Annotated in this window: 17 protein-coding genes; 4 read left to right on the plus strand and 13 right to left on the minus strand. The window is 66.7% G+C overall.

What is annotated here, in order from left to right; all coding sequences use genetic code 11:
• Window positions 1-50 precede the first annotated feature (50 nt).
• The 4 genes from ACIBI6_RS13605 to ACIBI6_RS13620 all read right to left on the minus strand — a co-directional run bounded on the left by ACIBI6_RS13605 (window position 51) and on the right by ACIBI6_RS13620 (window position 3264).
• Entirely contained in the window at window positions 51-671 is a 621-nt protein-coding gene (locus tag ACIBI6_RS13605) for a PadR family transcriptional regulator (protein ID WP_364359638.1), read from the minus strand.
• A gap of 89 nt (window positions 672-760) precedes the next feature.
• On the minus strand, window positions 761-1414 hold the full coding sequence (locus ACIBI6_RS13610) for a Uma2 family endonuclease (protein WP_396956293.1): 654 nt from the start codon (window positions 1412-1414) through the stop codon (window positions 761-763).
• 75 nt (window positions 1415-1489) lie between these two features.
• Complete coding sequence (locus ACIBI6_RS13615) at window positions 1490-2446, minus strand: electron transfer flavoprotein subunit alpha/FixB family protein (RefSeq protein ID WP_396956295.1); 957 nt, start codon at window positions 2444-2446, stop codon at window positions 1490-1492.
• Window positions 2447-2478: 32 nt separating this feature from the next.
• On the minus strand, window positions 2479-3264 hold the full coding sequence (locus tag ACIBI6_RS13620) for an electron transfer flavoprotein subunit beta/FixA family protein (RefSeq protein WP_364359644.1): 786 nt from the start codon (window positions 3262-3264) through the stop codon (window positions 2479-2481).
• Between the two features lie 219 nt (window positions 3265-3483).
• Between ACIBI6_RS13620 and ACIBI6_RS13625 the strand changes: the two genes are divergently transcribed.
• From ACIBI6_RS13625 to ACIBI6_RS13635, 3 genes are read left to right on the plus strand one after another with little or no spacing between them, the layout of a single operon-like run.
• The gene (locus ACIBI6_RS13625) at window positions 3484-4287 is read left to right on the plus strand and encodes a class I SAM-dependent methyltransferase (protein ID WP_396956297.1); all 804 of its coding nucleotides are present in this window, start codon (window positions 3484-3486) and stop codon (window positions 4285-4287) included.
• On the plus strand, window positions 4284-5816 hold the full coding sequence (locus ACIBI6_RS13630; protein WP_396956299.1) for a 1,4-alpha-glucan branching protein domain-containing protein: 1533 nt from the start codon (window positions 4284-4286) through the stop codon (window positions 5814-5816). Before ACIBI6_RS13625 ends, ACIBI6_RS13630 begins: the two co-directional genes overlap by 4 nt.
• 11 nt (window positions 5817-5827) lie before the next feature.
• Entirely contained in the window at window positions 5828-7081 is a 1254-nt protein-coding gene (locus tag ACIBI6_RS13635) for a glycosyltransferase family 4 protein (RefSeq protein ID WP_396956300.1), read from the plus strand.
• 3 nt (window positions 7082-7084) lie between these two features.
• Here ACIBI6_RS13635 and ACIBI6_RS13640 read toward each other — a convergent pair whose 3' ends face one another.
• Together ACIBI6_RS13640 and ACIBI6_RS13645 are read right to left on the minus strand one after the other, a co-directional pair.
• Window positions 7085-7630, minus strand: a complete 546-nt coding sequence (locus ACIBI6_RS13640) for a DUF1697 domain-containing protein (RefSeq protein ID WP_396956301.1) — start codon at window positions 7628-7630, stop codon at window positions 7085-7087.
• 97 nt (window positions 7631-7727) lie between these two features.
• On the minus strand, window positions 7728-8477 hold the full coding sequence (locus ACIBI6_RS13645; RefSeq protein WP_364360080.1) for an acyltransferase: 750 nt from the start codon (window positions 8475-8477) through the stop codon (window positions 7728-7730).
• A 118-nt stretch (window positions 8478-8595) separates the two neighbouring features.
• Between ACIBI6_RS13645 and ACIBI6_RS13650 the strand changes: the two genes are divergently transcribed.
• A complete protein-coding gene (locus tag ACIBI6_RS13650; RefSeq protein WP_396956302.1) occupies window positions 8596-10047 on the plus strand; it encodes a PQQ-binding-like beta-propeller repeat protein in 1452 nt (483 codons plus the stop codon).
• Window positions 10048-10216: 169 nt separating this feature from the next.
• Here the strand turns inward: ACIBI6_RS13650 and ACIBI6_RS13655 are convergent, their stop codons facing one another.
• The 7 genes from ACIBI6_RS13655 to serB all read right to left on the minus strand — a co-directional run bounded on the left by ACIBI6_RS13655 (window position 10217) and on the right by serB (window position 18121).
• On the minus strand, window positions 10217-11377 hold the full coding sequence (locus ACIBI6_RS13655) for a class I SAM-dependent methyltransferase (RefSeq protein WP_364360074.1): 1161 nt from the start codon (window positions 11375-11377) through the stop codon (window positions 10217-10219).
• Window positions 11377-12354, minus strand: coding sequence for a methyltransferase domain-containing protein (locus tag ACIBI6_RS13660; RefSeq protein WP_364360071.1), 978 nt, complete (start codon window positions 12352-12354; stop codon window positions 11377-11379). The genes ACIBI6_RS13655 and ACIBI6_RS13660 overlap by 1 nt, the downstream gene beginning before the upstream one ends.
• Before the next feature lie 736 nt (window positions 12355-13090).
• Complete coding sequence (locus ACIBI6_RS13665; RefSeq protein WP_396956304.1) at window positions 13091-13867, minus strand: enoyl-CoA hydratase-related protein; 777 nt, start codon at window positions 13865-13867, stop codon at window positions 13091-13093.
• An 18-nt stretch (window positions 13868-13885) separates the two neighbouring features.
• The gene (locus ACIBI6_RS13670; RefSeq protein WP_364360065.1) at window positions 13886-14713 is read right to left on the minus strand and encodes an NUDIX hydrolase; all 828 of its coding nucleotides are present in this window, start codon (window positions 14711-14713) and stop codon (window positions 13886-13888) included.
• A gap of 208 nt (window positions 14714-14921) precedes the next feature.
• Window positions 14922-15755: an ABC transporter ATP-binding protein gene (locus tag ACIBI6_RS13675; protein ID WP_364360086.1), complete on the minus strand. Its 834-nt coding sequence runs from the start codon at window positions 15753-15755 to the stop codon at window positions 14922-14924.
• A 173-nt stretch (window positions 15756-15928) separates the two neighbouring features.
• The gene (locus tag ACIBI6_RS13680) at window positions 15929-16729 is read right to left on the minus strand and encodes a peptidyl-tRNA hydrolase (RefSeq protein WP_396956305.1); all 801 of its coding nucleotides are present in this window, start codon (window positions 16727-16729) and stop codon (window positions 15929-15931) included.
• 168 nt (window positions 16730-16897) lie between these two features.
• Window positions 16898-18121 carry a phosphoserine phosphatase SerB gene (serB, locus tag ACIBI6_RS13685; protein WP_364360059.1) on the minus strand — a complete coding sequence of 408 codons (1224 nt, stop codon included), beginning with the start codon at window positions 18119-18121 and terminating at the stop codon, window positions 16898-16900.
• Window positions 18122-18342 lie beyond the last annotated feature (221 nt).

Consider the following 18342-nt stretch of genomic DNA (forward strand, 5'->3'; position numbering starts at 1 on the left):
AACGGTAGAAACGAACGACTAAATAGTCAAGCTTTACTATTCAGTCTTGATCAGTCGATAATCGCGCTGCGCCCGTCCAGCCGCGTCGGGAACCGATCCCAGATCTCCAACGCGCCACTTTCGATGCGCTCCAACGTTTTCTGCGACCAGCGCAGATCGGCCCGGATATGTTCGGAGGCCAAGCGGATCGCGTCGGCGACATGATGCGGTTCGGTCTCCGCCGGATCGCCACTACCGGCCATGACGCGACGCTCCTCCCTGTCGAGCTGTTCGAGTTCGGCCTCGAATTTCTTGATCCGACTGCGCAGCGCGGCGATGACTTCGTCCCGAGGGGCCTGAGGCAGCAGCGCGACCGCCGCGGCGTACGGATGCTTCGGCTGCTCGGCCTCCCACAGCGCGTCACGCAGCAGCTGAGCGAAGACCTTCTCCCCCTCGGCGGTCATTTGATAAGTCGTGCGCTCCGGCCGCGCACCATCCTGTCCGACGCCCGCCACCGCGATGAGCCCGTCGCGCTGCAACGTGTTCAGTGCGCCGTACACCGAGCCCGGTTTCACATTCGCCCAATTGTCCGCCCGCCAGGACAACAACTCCCGCCGAACGTCGTAACCGTGCACCGGCGCCAGCAACCGCACCACGGCGAGCACCAGCATCCGAGTCGTAGGAACAGCCATATCCGCAGGTTATCCCAGCTGGAAACGTTCGCCTGAAAATGCAAGTGGGCCCGGCTGTCATCAGCCGATTCGCGAGATGTCCAACTCAGTCAGTAGGCGAGCGCGGTCCACGGCACGTCGATCGGGAACGGGTGGGTGAACGATACTCGCTCCTCGCCGTCGTTAACCCATTCCCCGACGATCCGATACGCGGCTGGGTGCAGCGGGCTGATCCCGTCGGGTAGCTGCGCGTACCCGATCTCCAAGCCGTATGCACGGATAAATGCGATGGCGCTGACATCCGCTTTCAGAGTCACTTCCCAATACCACGGTATCCCGGCCTTCGCATACCGACTCTTCTTGGCCTCGATATCGGACGGGATATTGGACGGTGACAGCACTTCGCCTACCAGCACGGTGTCGGCCGCGCGGACGTCTCGGTAAGCCCCACCAAGACAGCGGTGCACCAAGAAATCGGGGGTGAGGAAGTCGGACTTCCCGCTGTTCCCGAGAAAGACATTGGTTTCGAGATTGGCCACCCAGCAGCGTTCAGCGTCTGCTGCCATATCGTTGCGTGCGCACTGCTCGAGCTCATGAGTCAATCGGCGCATGAATATCTGATGTTCACCGGGACCTCGGCGTACCCACACCACACGCCCCTCCCACAGCTCGATCTGTTCCGCGATCTCGCCGGGTAGACGCTCCAGTTCCTCCCAAGTCATGTACTCAGGCAGGTCAGGACGCTCGAGGCGGGGCAGGGACATGCCGCAATGATAGCCCCGGAAAACCCCGTGACCCCGGCCGTTTCCGGCCGGGGTCACTCGAACAGCGCTGAGCTATCAGCCCTTGTGCGCCTTCACAGCCTCGGTCAGCTGGGGGGCGACATTGAACAGGTCGCCGACGATGCCGTAGTCGGCGATCTCGAAGATCGGGGCCTCTTCGTCCTTGTTGACCGCGACGATGGTCTTCGAGGTCTGCATACCGGCGCGATGCTGGATGGCGCCGGAGATGCCGAGGGCGATGTAGAGCTGCGGGGAGACCGTCTTACCGGTCTGCCCAACCTGGAACTGGCCCGGGTAGTAGCCGGAGTCGACCGCGGCCCGCGAGGCGCCGACGGCGGCGCCGAGCGAATCGGCCAGCGCCTCGACGACCGCGAAGTTGTCGGCGGAACCGACACCGCGACCACCGGAGACGACGATGCCCGCCTCGGTGAGCTCCGGACGGTCGCCACCGACGATCGGCTCGCGGGAGGTCACCTTCACGACGCCCTCTTCCTGCGCGGGCACCTCGACGGTCACCTTCTCACCCGCACCGGCCGCGGCGGTAGCCTCGACGGCGCCCGGACGCACCGAGATCACCGGCACGTCGCCGGTGGCCTTGGCATCGACGGTGAACGCGCCACCGAAGATGGAGTGCACGACCGAACCGTCGGACTTGACGTCGATGACATCGACGAGCAGGCCAGAGCCGATGCGCGCGGCGAGGCGGCCCGACACCTCCTTGCCCTCGGCGGTGGCGGCGACGATCACGGCGGCCGGGGAAATCGACTCGACCAGACCCGCGAGCACATCGACCTTCGGGGTGACCAGGAAGTTCTCGACATCGTCGGATTCGGCGATGTAGATCTTCGCGGCGCCCGCGGCGGCCAGCGCGTCGGCCAGCTTCTCACCGGTACCGGCGGGGCCGGTCACGACGGCGGCGGGCTCACCGAGTGTGCTCGCGGCGGTGAGCAGTTCGGTGCTGACCTTCTTGATCGCACCGTCGGCGTGCTCGACGAGCACAAGTACTTCTGCCATTTGTGTTCTCTCCTAAGCAGTCTCGGGCGGGATCAGATGATCTTCTGACCGACCAGGTACGCGGCGATCTTGGTGCCGCCGTCGCCCTCGTCCGCGATCTTCTCGCCCGCGGTGCGCGGGGGCTTCGGGGTGGCCGCGGTGACGGCGGTGCCCGAGTTGGCCACACCGACGGTCGACGGGTCGACGCCCAGGTCGGCCAGCGTGAAGGTCTGCACTTCCTTCTTCTTCGCGGCCATGATGCCCTTGAAGGAGGGGAAGCGCGGCTCGTTGATCTTCTCGGTGACGCTGACGATGGCCGGGAGGGTGGCCTCCAGCTTGAACACGCCCTCGTCGGTCTCCCGCTCGCCGGTGATCTTGTCGCCGTCGACGGTCAGCTTGCGCAGGTGCGTCAGCTGCGGCAGGCCCAGGTACTCGGCGATGATCGCGGGGACCGCACCGGAACGACCGTCGGTGGCCTCGTTGCCCGCGATGACCAACTCGACACCCTCGACCTGGCCCAGCGCACTGGCCAGCACCCAGGCGGTCTGCACGGCGTCGGAGCCGTGGATCGCCGGATCGTTGATGTGGATGGCCTTGTCGGCGCCCATGGACAGCGCCTTGCGGATGGCCTCGGTGGCCCGGTCCGGACCGGCGGCCAGCACGGTGACCTCGCCGCCCTGGGCCTCCTTGATCAGCAGCGCTTCTTCGACGGCGCGCTCGTTGATCTCGTCGAGGACGGCGTCGGCGGCTTCGCGATCGAGGGTGAAGTCACCGTCGGTCAGCTTGCGCTCGGACCAGGTGTCGGGAACCTGCTTGATGAGTACGACGATGTTCGGCATCGGTCTTCGTCGACCTCCTGTTCTGGTTACACGTGTGTGGTGGTCGCACGAGCTGCGCCGTACGTCCTTGTTTGTAGCTCAGGGCGTGACACTACCCTACGTTAAGTTACTCATGGGTAACTTAGCGGCTCAGCTCTCAGAACGGCGATCCTGGCGATAATGCGCGGATCCCCCGGGTGCGGGTGCCCCGCAATATTCAGTACCAGTAACGTCGGAGCGATGAGCGAGGCTGTGATCCCTGCCGCAGTAGGCACGACCCCGGGCATTACTCCCGAGTCGGCCATGGAGCCGTTGCCGCTGACCGGCGAACGGACCGTACCCGGCATCGCCGAGGAGAACTACTGGTTCCGTCGGCACGAGATCGTCTATGCGCGCCTGCTCGAGCGGTGTGCCGGAAAAACGGTGCTGGAGGCCGGATCCGGTGAGGGTTACGGTGCGAACATGATCGCCGATGTCGCCACCAAGGTGATCGGTCTGGACTACGACACAAGCGCGGTCGAGCATGTGCGCTCGCGTTACCCGCAGGTGGAGATGATCCAGGGCAACCTCGCCGCGCTGCCGCTGGAGGACGAGTCGGTCGATGTCGTGGTGAATTTCCAAGTGATCGAACACCTCTGGGACCAGGGCCAGTTCATCCGGGAATGCCTTCGGGTGCTGCGGCCCGGCGGCGAACTGCTGATCAGCACGCCGAACCGGATCACCTTCTCCCCCGGCCGCGATACCCCGCTCAACCCGTTCCACACCCGCGAACTCAATGCCGACGAACTCACCGAACTGCTCGTCGACGCGGGTTTCCGGGTCACGCTAATGACCGGCGTGCACCACGGGCCGACCCTGAAAGCGTTGGACGCCAAGCACGGTGGCTCGTTCATCGACGCGCAGATCGAGCGCGCGCTGGCCGGACAGCCGTGGCCCGCCGAGCTGACCGCAGATGTCGCCGCGGTCGCCATCGACGATTTCGCACTGATCACCGAGGACATCGATGCGAGCCTCGACCTGGTCGCCATCGCGGTGAAGTCTTGAGTAGACAAGAAGTTCCCGGCCAGTTCACCCTGGTCCTGCATTCCCACCTGCCCTGGCTGGCCCACCACGGCCGCTGGCCGGTCGGCGAGGAATGGCTCTACCAATCCTGGGCCGCCTCTTACCTTCCGGTCGTCGATGTACTGAGAACCCTTGCCGCGGAGGGGCATTCGCATCTGGTCAGCCTCGGGATCACACCGGTGCTCGCCGCCCAGCTCGATGATCCACATTGTCTTGCGGGCATGCATCATTGGCTCGGCAATTGGCAGCTGCGCGCCGACGAAGCCGCGATGGCGGGCAATGTCGCGCTCGGCAGACATGAGCACCGACTGGCCGCGGCGGCACTCGCGGAATTCGAACTGCACTGGCGCCATGGCGCGGCGCCGGTGTGGCGGCAGCTGATCGACGCCGAGGCCATCGAACTGCTCGGCGGCCCGCTCGCGCACCCGTTCCAGCCCCTGCTACACCCGCGGCTGCGCGCGTTCCAGCTCAGCGAGGGTCTGATCGATGCCAGGCAGCGCTGGGGCCACACCCCCACCGGTATCTGGGCGCCCGAATGCGGCTACACCCCCGGTATGGAGACCGGATACGCGGCCGCGGGTGTGACGCATTTCATGGTCGATGGACCCGCATTGCGTGGCGATACCACCTTGGGCCGCCCGGTCCGGGAATCGGATGTGGTGGCCTTCGGGCGGGATCTGCAAGTGAGCTACCGGGTTTGGTCGCCCAAGTCCGGCTATCCGGGGCAGAGCGCCTACCGTGACTTTCATCACTATGACCATGCCACGGGTCTCAAGCCCGCCCGCGTCACCGGCAAGACGGTCGCCGGCCCGGACAAGGCGCCGTACGACCCGGAACTGGCGGCCGCGGCGGTGGTCCGCGATGTCGACGATTTCGTGCGGACCGTGCGCGAACGGCTGATCGACGAATCGGCGCGTATCGGGCGTCCGGCCCTGGTCGTCGCCGCATTCGATACCGAATTGTTCGGGCACTGGTGGCATGAGGGTCCGCAGTGGCTGGCCCAGGTGTTGCGGGCATTGCCCGAGGCGGGCGTCACCGTCGGAACGCTGGCCGATGCCAGAGCGCGCGGGTTCGTCGGCGAGCCGGTCCCACTGGCCGATTCGTCCTGGGGTTCGGGTAAGGATTGGCGGGTGTGGGCCGGCGACCAGGTCAAAGATCTGGTGGAACTGAACGAAGATATCGTCCGCCTCACCCTGGATACAGTCGACAAAATGCGGGCCGCGGACGGCGGACCCGCACTGCGCGACCCGGTTGCCGACCAACTGCTGCGCGAAGCCATCCTCACTGTCTCCAGCGACTGGGCATTCATGGTCAGCAAGGACTCCGCGGCCGGCTATGCACGCGACCGGGCGCACCGACACGCCCACGCCGTGCGGGAAATCGCCGCCGCTGTCGGGGCGGGCCAAGTCGCCAAAGCACACCAGTTGACGGCAGGATGGGGGGCGGCCGACGGGCTGTTCCCGAGTTTGGACACCCGGCGGCTGGCGATCGCGGACCGAGACTCCGCCTGATAAGGACATTCATGAAAATCTTGATGGTGTCGTGGGAGTACCCACCGGTTGTGGTCGGTGGGTTGGGCCGCCATGTGCATCACCTGGCGGTCGAACTGGCCGCGGCCGGTCACGAAGTGGTCGTGCTCGCCCGCCGCCCCTCCGGCACCGACTCCGTGACCCATCCCACCCACTCCTACATCGCCGAGGGCGTGTTGGTGGTAGCGGTCGCGGAGGATCCGCCGTGTTTCGACTTCGGCGAGGACATGCTCGCCTGGACGCTGGCCATGGGCCATGCCATGGTGCGCGCGGGTGTCGCGCTCGGCAAACCCGGCATCGGCGACGGCTGGGTCCCGGATGTCGTGCACGCGCACGATTGGTTGGTCGCGCATCCGGCGATCGCGCTGGCCGAGTACTACGACGTGCCGCTGGTATCGACCATCCACGCCACCGAGGCCGGGCGGCACAGCGGTTGGGTCTCGGGTCGGGTCAACAAGCAGGTGCATTCGGTCGAATGGTGGCTGGCCAATGAATCGGACGCGCTGATCACCTGCTCGACCTCCATGCAGGACGAGGTGGAGCGACTCTACGGGCCCGAGCGGGTACCGATGACGGTGATCCGCAACGGAATCGATGTGGGCGCGTGGACTTTCCGGCCGCGGGCACCGCGCACCGGTCCGCCACGGCTGCTCTATGTGGGTCGGCTGGAATACGAGAAGGGCGTGCAGGACGCGATCGCCGCACTGCCACGCATCCGCCGCGCCCACCCCGGCACCACGCTGACCGTCGCCGGTATCGGCACCCAGTTCGAATGGCTGCGCGAACGCGCCCGGGTGCATCGGGTCGCGCGCGCGGTGACCTTCGCCGGTCAACTCGATCACGAGGAACTGCTCGGCTGGTTGCACGGCGCCGATGCCATCGTGCTGCCGAGCCGCTACGAACCCTTCGGCATCGTCGCACTCGAAGCGGCCGCCGCCGGTACCCCGCTGATCACCTCCACAGCGGGTGGTCTCGGCGAGGCCGTCATCGACGGCGTCACCGGCGCATCCTTCGAACCGGCGGATGTGGACGGCATCGTCGAAGCGGTGCGCGCCACCCTCGACGATCCGGCCGCCACCCAAGACCGCGCCTACGCCGCGCGCGAACGCCTCACCGCCGACTTCGCCTGGGACGTCGTGGCCGCCGAAACCGCCCTGGTCTATTCCTCGGCCAAACGCCGCGTCCGCAACCCGCTCGGCCGCCCCACCATCATCGAACGCCCCCTCCCCGAGCGCGATCCGAAGTAGCGCCTAGCTCTCCATCTTCTTGACGATCTTCTGGATGGTGAGCCAGGTGCGGGTGGTGATTTCCTTGCTGTAGGTCTTCTCCATCCAGGCCATGAAGTTCGGGGTGCGGGGTTCGGTGTTGTCGATGACCGCGAGGACGACCCGGGCGGCGGCGTCGTAGCCGATGATCCGGACGCCGGCTTCAGTGTGTTTGCGTAGCTCTCCGGCGACGTTCGGTGGGGCCTGTTTGAGGAAGGTCGCGGTGAGATATGTGCCGCGGCCATGGGTCAGGCCCGGAAACGGATCGGTTTCGAGCAGGTCGCGCAGTTCGTCGTAGGTGCGCACGATGGTGCCGCCCGGAATTCCGAGTTCGCTGTTCAGCGCGTCCTGGACGCGGGCTTCCAACTTCGCGATATCGGTATCCGCGGTTCGGAAGACCACATTGCCGCTGGCCAATACCGTGGCGACCTGCTCGAATCCCAGCCCCTCGAACACCCCGCGCAGCTTCTCCCCCTTCATATTGGGGTTCGTCGGCATGATCCCGCGCAACAGCGCCGCGTACCTGTTCATGCCGTGACCGTACCGACTGCCACCGACGCATACCGGCATACTCGGCCGAGATAGCGTGAGCCCCGGGTCCATTCCGGATCCCGGGGCTCGGTCGCGCTTACGCCGACTGGGTGGCGCCGTTCTTCTTGCGCTCGATATCTTCCAGCGCGGCAATGTATTTGGCGCGCTCCTCGGCACCGGCCTCCCAGGTCGCCTTGCGATTCTTGACGACCTTGGCGGGCGCGCCGACGGCGATGCTGTAGTCCGGAATCTCGCCTTTGACCACCGCATGCGCGCCGAGCACACAGCCGCGGCCGACGCGGGTTTCGCGCAGCACGGTCACCTTTGCGGCGATCCAAGTGTCCGGACCGATACGGACCGGGCTCTTGACGATGCCCTGATCCTTGATCGGCATATTGATGTCGTCCATGCGATGGTCGAAGTCGCAGATGTAGCACCAGTCCGCGACCAGCGTGGATTCACCGATCTCGATATCGAGGTAGGTGTTGACCACATTGTCCTTGCCGAAGACGACCTTGTCGCCGATGCGCAGCGAACCCTCATGGCAGCGAATGGCATTACCGTCGCCGATATGCACCCAGCGGCCGATCTCCATCCGGCTCAGTTCGGGGGTCGCGTGGATCTCGACGCGCTTGCCGAGGAAGACCATGCCGCGCAGCACGATATGTGGATTGGCCGCCTTGAATTTGAACAGCCGGTAGTACCGCACCAGATACCAAGGCGTGTACGCCTTGTTCGCGAGCACCCAGCGCAGCGACGCCAGCGTCAGAAATCGCGCTTGCTGCGGATCCCGGCGGCGCGAGCCGCGCCACCGCGAGCGCAACGGTGCGCCCCACATGCTCGTCACGAACTCATCTCCTGTCGTGGTCCTTGACATGGCGACCGTCCCGGTCGCGACGGCTAGAGCTTATCCGGTCGGAAAACACGGCCGGGACCCGTACAACGTCGGCCGACCCTCCCGTACAGTGATCGCTGCGCCGCCGACGGCGGCGGCGAACCTCCACGCGGGCAACCCCGACTCGGGTGGTGCACGTACCGGGGTCGACACGCTTTCGGTCACGTCCACGACGACAGGAGTGCAGCAGGTGCGAAGCGGCGGCGTACTGGCCAATCCAGCGCGCGGGCTGACCCTGTCCCGACTGGGGGCGGTGGCGGCCATCGGCGCCCTGGTATTGACGGGCTGCGGTACCGACGTCGACGACATCACCGTCGGATCCGGCAAGGGCTGGACCACCGCGCACAACGACGGCCGCAACAGTGGCGTAAGCCCGGTCACCGGCTCGCGCAAACTATCGCTGGGCTGGTCACGACCCGTCGGTGGACCGGTCGAGGAACCCTTGACGATCGGCCCGGACGGGCAAATGTTCCTCACCACGTCGGCGCCCAACAACTGCGCCATCCTCTCGCTGCAGATGCTGACCGGCCGCAAGCGCTTCTGCAACGCGCTGGGACCGAATGCGATCTCCGCGCCCTCGGTGGTCGACAGCGGGACCAATGTCTACGTCGGTGACGACAGCGGGGTCAGTGCCTTCAACTCCATCGGACAGCCGCGCTGGCGGACGCCCGTTGCGGGCGTGCCGGTTTCGGCGCAATTCACCGGCGACGGGAACATCCTGACGGTCACCCAGTCCGGTCAGATAGATGTGCTGAGCCGCCAGACCGGTGAGCGCGTCGTCAGCACCACCCAACTGCTCGGCGACCCCGATTTCCTGGAGTACCCGGATCTCACCCGCCCCACGTCCGGTCAGGGTCTCGACGACTGCGCGATCGGCGGACCGCAGTGCCCGGTCGCCAATATCTCGCCGATCGAGGTGTCCAGCGGCCGCTTCTTCGTCACGCTGTGGGAGCCGGGCAAGCCGATCGCCGCACTCGTCGCATTGCGCTACGCCGACAATAAGATTCAGCAGGAATGGAGCGCGGACCTGCTCACCGAGGGCAGCGCGACCAGTCCCACGCTGTCCGCCGACGGCCAGACCGTCTACGTCGGCGACAACTCCAAGCGTCTGATCGCCGTTGACGCCGCCGACGGTCGCACCAAATGGGTGCAGCCGCTGGATTGGGCTCCGCGCGGCGGCATTTCGGTCTCCAGCGACGGCCTGATCATCCCGTCCGGTGACGACGGCCACCTGCTCGCCCTGCGCGATAACGGCGACGCCGCCGAAATCGTCTGGGAGCGTAAGGATCTCACGCTGCGCGGCACCCCCGTCCAGACCGCGGGCGATACCGGCTATACCGCCGCCGCCATCGGCGACGGCATCAACCTGATCACCTTCGATACCAAGACCGGCGCCACCGTCGACTCCGACGCACTTCCGAATGCCAAGGGCACCACCACCGGCACGTCCATCGGCCCCAAGGGCGAGGTAGTCCTCGCCACCCGCATCGGCGAGGTCTTCGTCTTCAAACCAGACCGGTAACCACTCCACCCGCCCGCCCGCGTACGACACCTCGGATAACGAGCTGGACAGTCGATCACCACACGCTGATGTCGGCAAACGTCGAGAGCGAGCCTTAAGCATTGCATTCTCGACTCCAGCGAACGTGGGTAGGGCGCCGGCGAGTCGACGGAGCTGTGGGTGGCTGGGATCAGGTGGTGCAGAGGAAGGCGGCGGCGGTGCGGGCGATTCGGGTGAGGACGAGGGTATAGGGCTTGGTGCCGCGTAGTTTCAGGCGTTTGCGGAGGGCGTCGGGGTCGATATCGACGCCGCGGATCAGGATTTCCAGGGAGCCGCAGTCGCGGCGGGCCAACTCTTGGCGGAGGGTCTTTTCCCGGAGTTCCAGGCGGTCCTCGATGCGGAAGCCACGGACACCGTCGGGGACGTTGTTACCGGTGAGGTAGGCGATATTCGGATCCAGTTGCCAGAGGCCGTGTTTCGCGGCGTAGTGGCGAACCAGGCCCGCGCGCACGATGGCGCCGTCGGGGTCGATGATCCATTCGCCGGGCGGCTGGTCGGGAATCTCGTCCGGGTCTGTGTCGGTGTAGGCGACGGATCCGCCGCGGGAGGTGAGGACGGTGGCGCGGCGGGTGACGCCGGGTTCGGACAGCCCGGCCGACCACAGGCAGGCCTCGCGGACCGCACCATCGAGGGAGACGATCTCGATTTCACCGGACCAGTCGAGGCGGTCGAAATCCAATCCGGGAGCGCACTTTACGGCCAGGTCGCGACCGGGATAGGCGGCGAGCAGATCCGGCAGCGGCGGTTGCAGTTTCGCCGGATCGTGGGTGCGGCGGCCGTCCGCGCGCCGGGCCGGATCAGCGATGACTACAGTGCCGGTGCTGCACGGGATCAGGGCATCGGCCTTGGCCAGCAGGACATTTCGGGAGGCGGCGAGGTTGTGCGCGGCCATCGATAGACGCACGTCATCGAGGTCGCTGCCGAGTACCGAGGGGCAGGTGCGGCTCAGCTCGGCCAGTTCCGCACCGATCGAGCAGGTGACATCGTGTACGGCGCACCCGGACAGCCGGTCGGCGCGGTGGCGTGCCACCAGCGTCGGGGTCGCCTGTTGCAGCGCGTCGTCGGTGAACAGCCACTGCTCGGTATCGACGAGTTTGGCCGTGGCGCGACGGCGCAGGCGCACCGTTTCCACGAGAGCGCCCGACCGCTCGCCGAATTCGCGACGCACCCGCTCCAGATCGCGCAGGTGCGTCGCGGGAGTCAGCTCCAGCCGATCCACCTCGGCCAACGCGGCGCTACCCGCCGCACTACCGAGGAAGACGACATCCTCGCGGCCGAAGCGGTAACCCACTACTTGGCGGCGGCGCCCGGCTTCACGCCGGTGATCATGGCGTTGTAGAAGAACTGGCGCGGCACCACCCGGCGCATGATGTTCTCGTCCAACCAACTCAGCCGCAGCCACGCGCGGTACATGGCCATCCGGTAGCCCATGGTGAGCTTCTCGTCCGGCACGGCCGCCTCGAAGGTGCGCACCGGCCAGCCCCACAGCGCCGCCGCGAACTCCTCGGTGCTCGCCTTGACGTCGGTCGCACCGGCCCGCCGGGCCATGGCCTCGAGGTCGCTCGGATCGAAGGTGTGCAGGTCGACGACCGCCTCCAGCGCCGCGGCGCGTGAGGACTCGTCCAGTTCAGCTTGCGGACGCCGCCAACCCGACAGTGCGGGCAGCTTGGTCACGGTGGTGGTGGCCTTCCAGGTGATGCGGCCGAGCCAGCGGGCGTAGAAGTTGCCCGCGGTGGTCGGTTCACCGGCGAAGACGAAACGCCCGCCCGGCTTCAGCACACGCAGGCACTCCTTGAGCGCAAGTTCCACATCCGGGATGTGGTGCAGCACCGCGTGGCCGACGACGAGATCGAAGGTGTCGTCCTCGTACGGGATGGTCTCGGCGTCGGCGACCCGGCCGTCGACATCGAGCCCGAGGTTCTCGGCATTGCGCAGTGCGACCTTCACCATGCCCGGCGAGAGGTCGGTGACCGAACCCGACTTCGCGACGCCACCCTGCATGAGGTTCAGCAGGAAGAAGCCGGTGCCACAGCCCAGTTCCAGCGCACGCTCGTACGGCAGCGGCGCGGGGCCGACCGCGGCGTCGAACCGGCCGCGGGCATAGTCGATACAGCGCTCATCATAGGAAATCGACCATTTGTCGTCATAGGTCTCGGCTTCCCAGTCGTGATAGAGCACCTGGGCGAGCTTCGTATCCTTCAGCGCTGCTTCGACCTCGGCCTCGGTGGCATGCGGGTTCGGCGCCGGGTCATCGGGGTGGACCGTCATGGTGGGCAAGCCTAGCCAACCCCGCGCCGCACGTGTGCAGCGGACCAGTGAGTAGGACCTAATTTCGGATTGCCGTCATGTCCCCCGAGACTCGTTCTGGTTCTGAACCTGCCCGGTGATCTACCCACGCACCGCCGCGCGCCCCTGATGCGGCCAGCAACCAGGGGCTCGAGCGGGACTCACGACCATCGAATGCCGCGGAAGTCACACGCCCCACCTCGCAGGAACATGTTCCTATTTACGGTCCCTGTCGGCGCTCGGATCGCCCGAATCCGACCGACCGATCGCAGCAGCGCAGATCCCGCACTACCGCCCAGTAACGAAAAGCACCGAACAATCAGCGGATATGTCGATGCCACTGCACCTGCCGGTCCATCTGGGGCGCGATCAAGCCCGTTCAGCCCAACTGGCGAATCGCCTCAGAATCCGACGAATGCCACCGCACCGCAACCGTCGGCCAGCCGACTCGGCGCCTATGCCATCGCATCCATCAGTCCAGCCAGAGCACGGAACATACCCGTCCAGCCCGCCTGGAAGTGCTCTGGAGCGCTCAACGAATGCCTCCGCAACCGTCGGGCCGGGTTCGACTCGGCCGCTGCCGCTGTATCGACCGATCCCAACTCGGCGCGATCGAGCCCGTCCGCACTGACGAATGCGGTCGAACCCGGGCAATCGGCCAGGTTCGCGGTGCCCGTGCCGTCGTATCGACCGATCGCGCTGGGCGCGCTGGCCCCCGTCAGCGCCCGACGAAAGTTGCCGAGCCTGGGCCGTCGGCCAGGTAGGACTCCGTGCCGATGCGGCGGTCCTCGGTGGTGAAGAGGGCAGCCCATTCGGTGCGGGCGCGGTCGAGGCCGTGGGGGCCTGCCTCGAAGACGGCCTTGGCGGCGGCGAGGGCGCGGGCGGGGCCGTCGGTGAACTGTTGGGCCCAGTGCATCGCGGTGGTGTAGACGTCGTCAGGGGCGACGACCTCGTCGACCAGGCCGAGGCTCATGGCCTCTTCGGCCCCGACGAAGCGCCCGGTATAGACGAGGTCTTTGGCGGGGCCGGGGCCGATCAGTAGTGACAGGCGGCGGATGCCCGCGAGGGGGATGAGGCCCGCTTTGATTTGCGGCAGGCCGAGTTTGACGTTGTCGCCGATGATGCGGCGGTCGGCGGCGAGGGCGAGTTCCAGGCCACCACCGAGGCAGTAGCCACTTATCGCGGCGACGGTGGGCTGGGGCACCTTGGCAAGGCAGGCCAGTGCCGCCTGCAAATCGGCGGCCATGGCTTCGGCCTGATCCGGGCCGAGCTCAGAAAGTTCGGCGAGGTCATCGCCCGCGCAGAAGACCCGCTCGTCGCCGTAGACGACCAATGCCGCGACCCCAGGCCGCGCGGCGACAACCGCCGCCGCCTCGGCCACCTCCCGAACCAGCTGCGCATTCAGCAAGTTCAGCGGCGGACGGTCGATCCGGAGGACGGCAACGCCGCGGACGGCGGGATCCTCGGGCAACTCCAGGGTCACGAATTCGGCCATGGCAGGAAACCTACTGCCTCACGGACGCGCGGATCCCCGGAGCCTGCTGGTATCCGGCAATCCGGCGAAGTAGCGCTGGTTTTCCGGGAATTCGAGCACCTGCCGCCCGTTGTCACCGGTGAGCACCGGCATGATCGGTTCGATCACCCGGTCGACGGCCAGAATCTCCGCGGTGGAAGCGAATTCGGCAATGGCATCGAGCTGCGACCAGGTCGGCGGCAACAGCACGTCGCTGCCCGCGCGCCAACGCTCGAGCGCCTCCGCCGCGGTGCGCCATTGCACCTCGGCCGCCTCGGAGGTGGCACCGTCGGCGAGTTGTCCCTGCGGCAGGACCGCGACGAAGAACCGGGTGTCATAGCGCCGCGGCTCGATCACCGGAGTGATCCAATTCGCCCACGGCCGCAGCAGATCCGCGCGCAGCACCAGCTTCTCCTCGGCGAGGAAGGCCGCAAGCGAGACCTCACGCCGCTCCAGCCGAGCACGGGCATCGTGGTAGCCGGTGGTATCGGAGACGATGGTTTCGCCGGTCGGCCCGGCCAGCAGCACACCGCATTCCTCGAAGGTTTCGCGCACGGCGGCGGCCACCAGCGCCTTGGCCCTCGGTTCGGTGGTGCCGAATTTCGCGGCCCACCAAGCGGGTTCGGGTCCGGCCCATTCGATATCGGCAGTGCCGTCGGACGGATCGACACCGCCGCCAGGGAAAACGGTCATACCGGCGGCGAAGGCCATTGCCCCGACCCGGCGCTGCAGGAATACCTCGGGACCGGTGACACCGTCACGCACCAACATCACCGTCGACGCGTCCCTCAGCGACGGAATCGGCTGCTGCGCGTTCGTCTCGCTCATGACCGCGCCGCGCTGACATCCGGCGCCGTCATACGCGATCGCGCATTATGTTGACGGCTCACTCGCTGACGCCCGCTCACGACCGTACCTCGCCCACGCTCGGCTCCGTCATGCGCGATTGCGCGCTCGGTTGCTTGTTCACGCCCGCTCACTCTTGCACCCTAACGCGTGCTTGTTTTACGGCGTAATCCAGATCACTCGTACGACGTCAGCGTGAACGGTGCCGCCCCAAGCGACGCGCGCGCCGAGCGAAGTACCGACCGTCGACGCGATCCAGCGCGATCGACTGACTGAAGGCCTCACTCAGGTTCTCGGCGGTCAGCACATCCGGCAGCAAACCCTGTGCGACAACCGCGCCCTCGTTCAGCAGCAGGCCATGGGTGAAGCCCGGTGGAATCTCCTCGACGTGGTGGGTCACCAGGACCATGGCGGGCGAATCGGGATCCGAGGCCAAATCGCCGAGACGTTCCACCAACTCCTCGCGACCGCCCAGATCGAGCCCGGCGGCGGGCTCGTCGAGCAACAGCAACTCCGGATCGGTCATCATCGCGCGGGCGATCAGCACCCGCTTGCGCTCCCCCTCGGACAACGTTCCGTAAGTGCGATCGGAAAGATGTTCGGCTCCGAGACTTTCGAGCATATCGATGGCGCGGTCGGTATCGACATCGTCGTAACGCTCGCGCCAGCGGCCGAGGACCGCGTACCCGGCGGAGACCACCAGATCGCTGACCTTCTCGTCGCGCGGAATCCGGCTGGCCACCGCGGCCGAGGACCAGCCGATGCGCGGACGTAGCTCGCTGACATCGGTTTTGCCGATGACTTCACCGAGCAGATGGGCAATGCCCGAGGTCGGATGCACTTCGGCGGCGGCCATGCGGAGCAGCGAGGTCTTGCCCGCGCCATTGGGTCCGAGGACCACCCAGCGTTCGTCGAGCTCGACCTGCCAGGTGACCGGGCCGACGAGGGTGTGACCCGAGCGTCGGATGGTCACGTCGGTGAAATCAATGAGCAGATCGGGATCCGGTTGCGGCACGGGCTCCATCTTGGCCCAAATGCGCGCTGTTCGTACGACCGACCCATGCCGGTAGCCACGACGTGGCCATTCGGCCGCGACGACAGGCCGCCGCGGCCGGTGGGCGCACCGCTCCCGGCGGATTTTCAGAGGACTCATCGGTGCAACGGAACATCCGCGCGACGATCAGTGCCAGCAGGCAATCACGATTGTCCCGGTACCGCGATCACAGTTATCGAACCCGGCGCGACCTCGGTGAAACCGGCGTCACGAACCGCGACGGCCTGTCCGCGAGACACCTGCTCGCACAGCGACGCCCACCGCTGCGGTCCGGATTCGCGCACCGCGCATCGGAACTCACGCTGCGACCACCGCAGCGCCTCCTCCGCGGTAAGCGCACCGGCGAGCAACATGCTGGCGTGACCGACCTGCGCCGCGGCCTTGCCGAGCGTCATGCCGAGCTTCGCATTCACCCACAGCACCGGCAGGTCGGGATCGGCGGGTCCGGGATTGTCGTGTTCGAGATCGGTGCCATTGATCTGCAGCCGCCTGATCCGCGGATCGACCTCACCGACCGGCCCCGGCACGAAGGCCCGCGCCTGCGCACCGTCCACCTCGACGGTCACCCCGTCGACCTCATCGGCGGCCAGCCACTGCGCACCGCGCGCCCGCCGTGCCACCTTGCGGATCCGGGATCGCTTCCAGGCCAGGAACCGCTGCTCCCACGTTCCCTCGGGCCCGACCCGCTCATCCAGGCACAGTGCCACCGTGGCCGCAGCCGCGGCCTCCAGCAGCGCGCTGCGTCGCGGCGGATCGACCTTCGGAATGTGCAGCACCATCTGCATGGCCTGCACCAGGGCGGGATCCTCAGGATCGCCGAGACCACCGTAACCGCGCGCAAGCTCCGCGTGTCGAGCGCGGAAACCCTCGACACCCGTTGACAATTCGGGCTCCGCTGTACCACCGTCCCGGAATCCGGCGGTGCTCTCCGGGATACTCGACATCACTCCACCTCGATCGTCAACATGCTGCGCGGCCGCGACTCCCACGTCAGGTCGCACTCGAGTGCAAGCTTCGGGACGCCCGCCGCATTCCCGCTGGAGTCCTGTACCACCGAACCGTCTGGAGCGACTTCCGCACCACAAACTCCGGAGATATTCGCCGGACGTGAGTCAGCTTCCGACGAGCGGCACGCGACGTATTCCGCCGTCGCGGGCATCGGCAGCCTCCACCTCGTCGCGGGTCACGCCGAGGATGAACAGGACGGCGTCCAGGTAGGGGTGCGAGAGAGCCGCATCGGCAACCTCGCGCAACGCGGGCTTCGCGTTGAAGGCGACACCGAGCCCGGCCGCATTGAGCATGTCGATGTCGTTGGCACCGTCGCCGACCGCCACGGTCTGCTCCATCGGCACCCCCGCCTCCGCGGCGAACTTGCGCAGCGCGGTGGCCTTGAAGGCACGGTCGACGATTTCCCCGACCACCCGGCCGGTCAGCTTGCCATCCACGACCTCGAGCGTATTCGCCTGCACGAAGTCCAATTCCAGTTCGTGCGCGAGCGGTTCGATCACCTGACGGAAGCCGCCCGACACCACACCGCAGCGGAATCCGATGCGGCGCAAGGTCCGAATGGTGGTACGTGCACCCGGGGTCAGCTCGATCCGGTCGGCGACCTCCTCGATCACCGATTCGTCCAGCCCCTCGAGCGTCGCGACCCGCTGGCGCAGCGATTCGGCGAAGTCGATTTCGCCGCGCATGGCCGCCTCGGTGACCTCGCGGACCTGATCCTCCACCCCGGCGTGCGCGGCGAGCATCTCGATCACCTCGCCCTGGATCAGGGTGGAATCGACATCGAAGACGATGAGCCGCTTGCCTCGGCGGGCCAGTCCGGCCCGCTCCACCGCGACGTCCACCTGTTCGGCGACCGCGACCTCGGCCAGCGCCGTGCGCAGCCGGGCATCGGAATCGGGTCCGGTATCGGTCGCGGTGACCAGGAGTTCCATGCCGGTCACCGGATAGTCGGCAATGCCGCGGATGGTGTCGATATTGGCGCCGAGCGCGGCGAGCTGGCGGGAGACCGAACTGAATGCGCGCGCGGTCACCGGTGCGCCGAGGATGACCACCGCGTGCGTGGACATCGGCTGTCTGCCGATCTGGGCGTCGACCTCGACGTCGACATGCATGCCGACGGTATTCATCGCCTCTTCGAGCTCGTCCTGCAGCGCCTCAGGATCGCTCGGGCAGGTGACCAGCACACCGAGGGTCAGTCGGCCACGGATGACGACCTGCTCCACATCCAGCAGGCTCACGTGATGCCGCGACATCGCCGCGAGCAGCACGGAGGTCACACCGGGCCGGTCGGGTCCGGTGACGGTGACGAGGACGGTGGTGTCGGCCAACTGAGGTGCTCCAAGTTAGTTGTTTGCCGTAGCTGTGCTGGACCTCGGTGTCGCAACGCTTCGGTCGGTGCTTGTCCCACAAATGAGTGTGCACCCACTGATGATCAGTAGGTGCACACTCATCATGGCGACGCTACTGCATAGCCGGATATCTCTCTGGCAGCCAACATAGTTGCTCACTCGCCTGAAGGAGGGCTCGCGCTATGCGCGCTTGGACGGAC

The organism is Nocardia sp. NPDC050412, from assembly GCF_044458825.1.
In the GTDB taxonomy this organism is placed as follows: Bacteria; Actinomycetota; Actinomycetes; order Mycobacteriales; family Mycobacteriaceae; genus Nocardia.

Coding starts and splice junctions, on each gene's coding strand:
- ACIBI6_RS13605 (WP_364359638.1), bottom strand. CDS start 671: ATGGCTGTTCCTACGACTCGGATGCTGGTGCTCGCCGTGGTGCGGTTG.
- ACIBI6_RS13610 (WP_396956293.1), bottom strand. CDS start 1,414: ATGTCCCTGCCCCGCCTCGAGCGTCCTGACCTGCCTGAGTACATGACT.
- ACIBI6_RS13615 (WP_396956295.1), bottom strand. CDS start 2,446: ATGGCAGAAGTACTTGTGCTCGTCGAGCACGCCGACGGTGCGATCAAG.
- ACIBI6_RS13620 (WP_364359644.1), bottom strand. CDS start 3,264: ATGCCGAACATCGTCGTACTCATCAAGCAGGTTCCCGACACCTGGTCC.
- ACIBI6_RS13625 (WP_396956297.1), top strand. CDS start 3,484: ATGAGCGAGGCTGTGATCCCTGCCGCAGTAGGCACGACCCCGGGCATT.
- ACIBI6_RS13635 (WP_396956300.1), top strand. CDS start 5,828: ATGAAAATCTTGATGGTGTCGTGGGAGTACCCACCGGTTGTGGTCGGT.
- ACIBI6_RS13640 (WP_396956301.1), bottom strand. CDS start 7,630: ATGAACAGGTACGCGGCGCTGTTGCGCGGGATCATGCCGACGAACCCC.
- ACIBI6_RS13660 (WP_364360071.1), bottom strand. CDS start 12,354: ATGACGGTCCACCCCGATGACCCGGCGCCGAACCCGCATGCCACCGAG.
- ACIBI6_RS13665 (WP_396956304.1), bottom strand. CDS start 13,867: ATGGCCGAATTCGTGACCCTGGAGTTGCCCGAGGATCCCGCCGTCCGC.
- ACIBI6_RS13670 (WP_364360065.1), bottom strand. CDS start 14,713: ATGAGCGAGACGAACGCGCAGCAGCCGATTCCGTCGCTGAGGGACGCG.
- ACIBI6_RS13675 (WP_364360086.1), bottom strand. CDS start 15,755: ATGGAGCCCGTGCCGCAACCGGATCCCGATCTGCTCATTGATTTCACC.
- ACIBI6_RS13680 (WP_396956305.1), bottom strand. CDS start 16,729: ATGTCGAGTATCCCGGAGAGCACCGCCGGATTCCGGGACGGTGGTACA.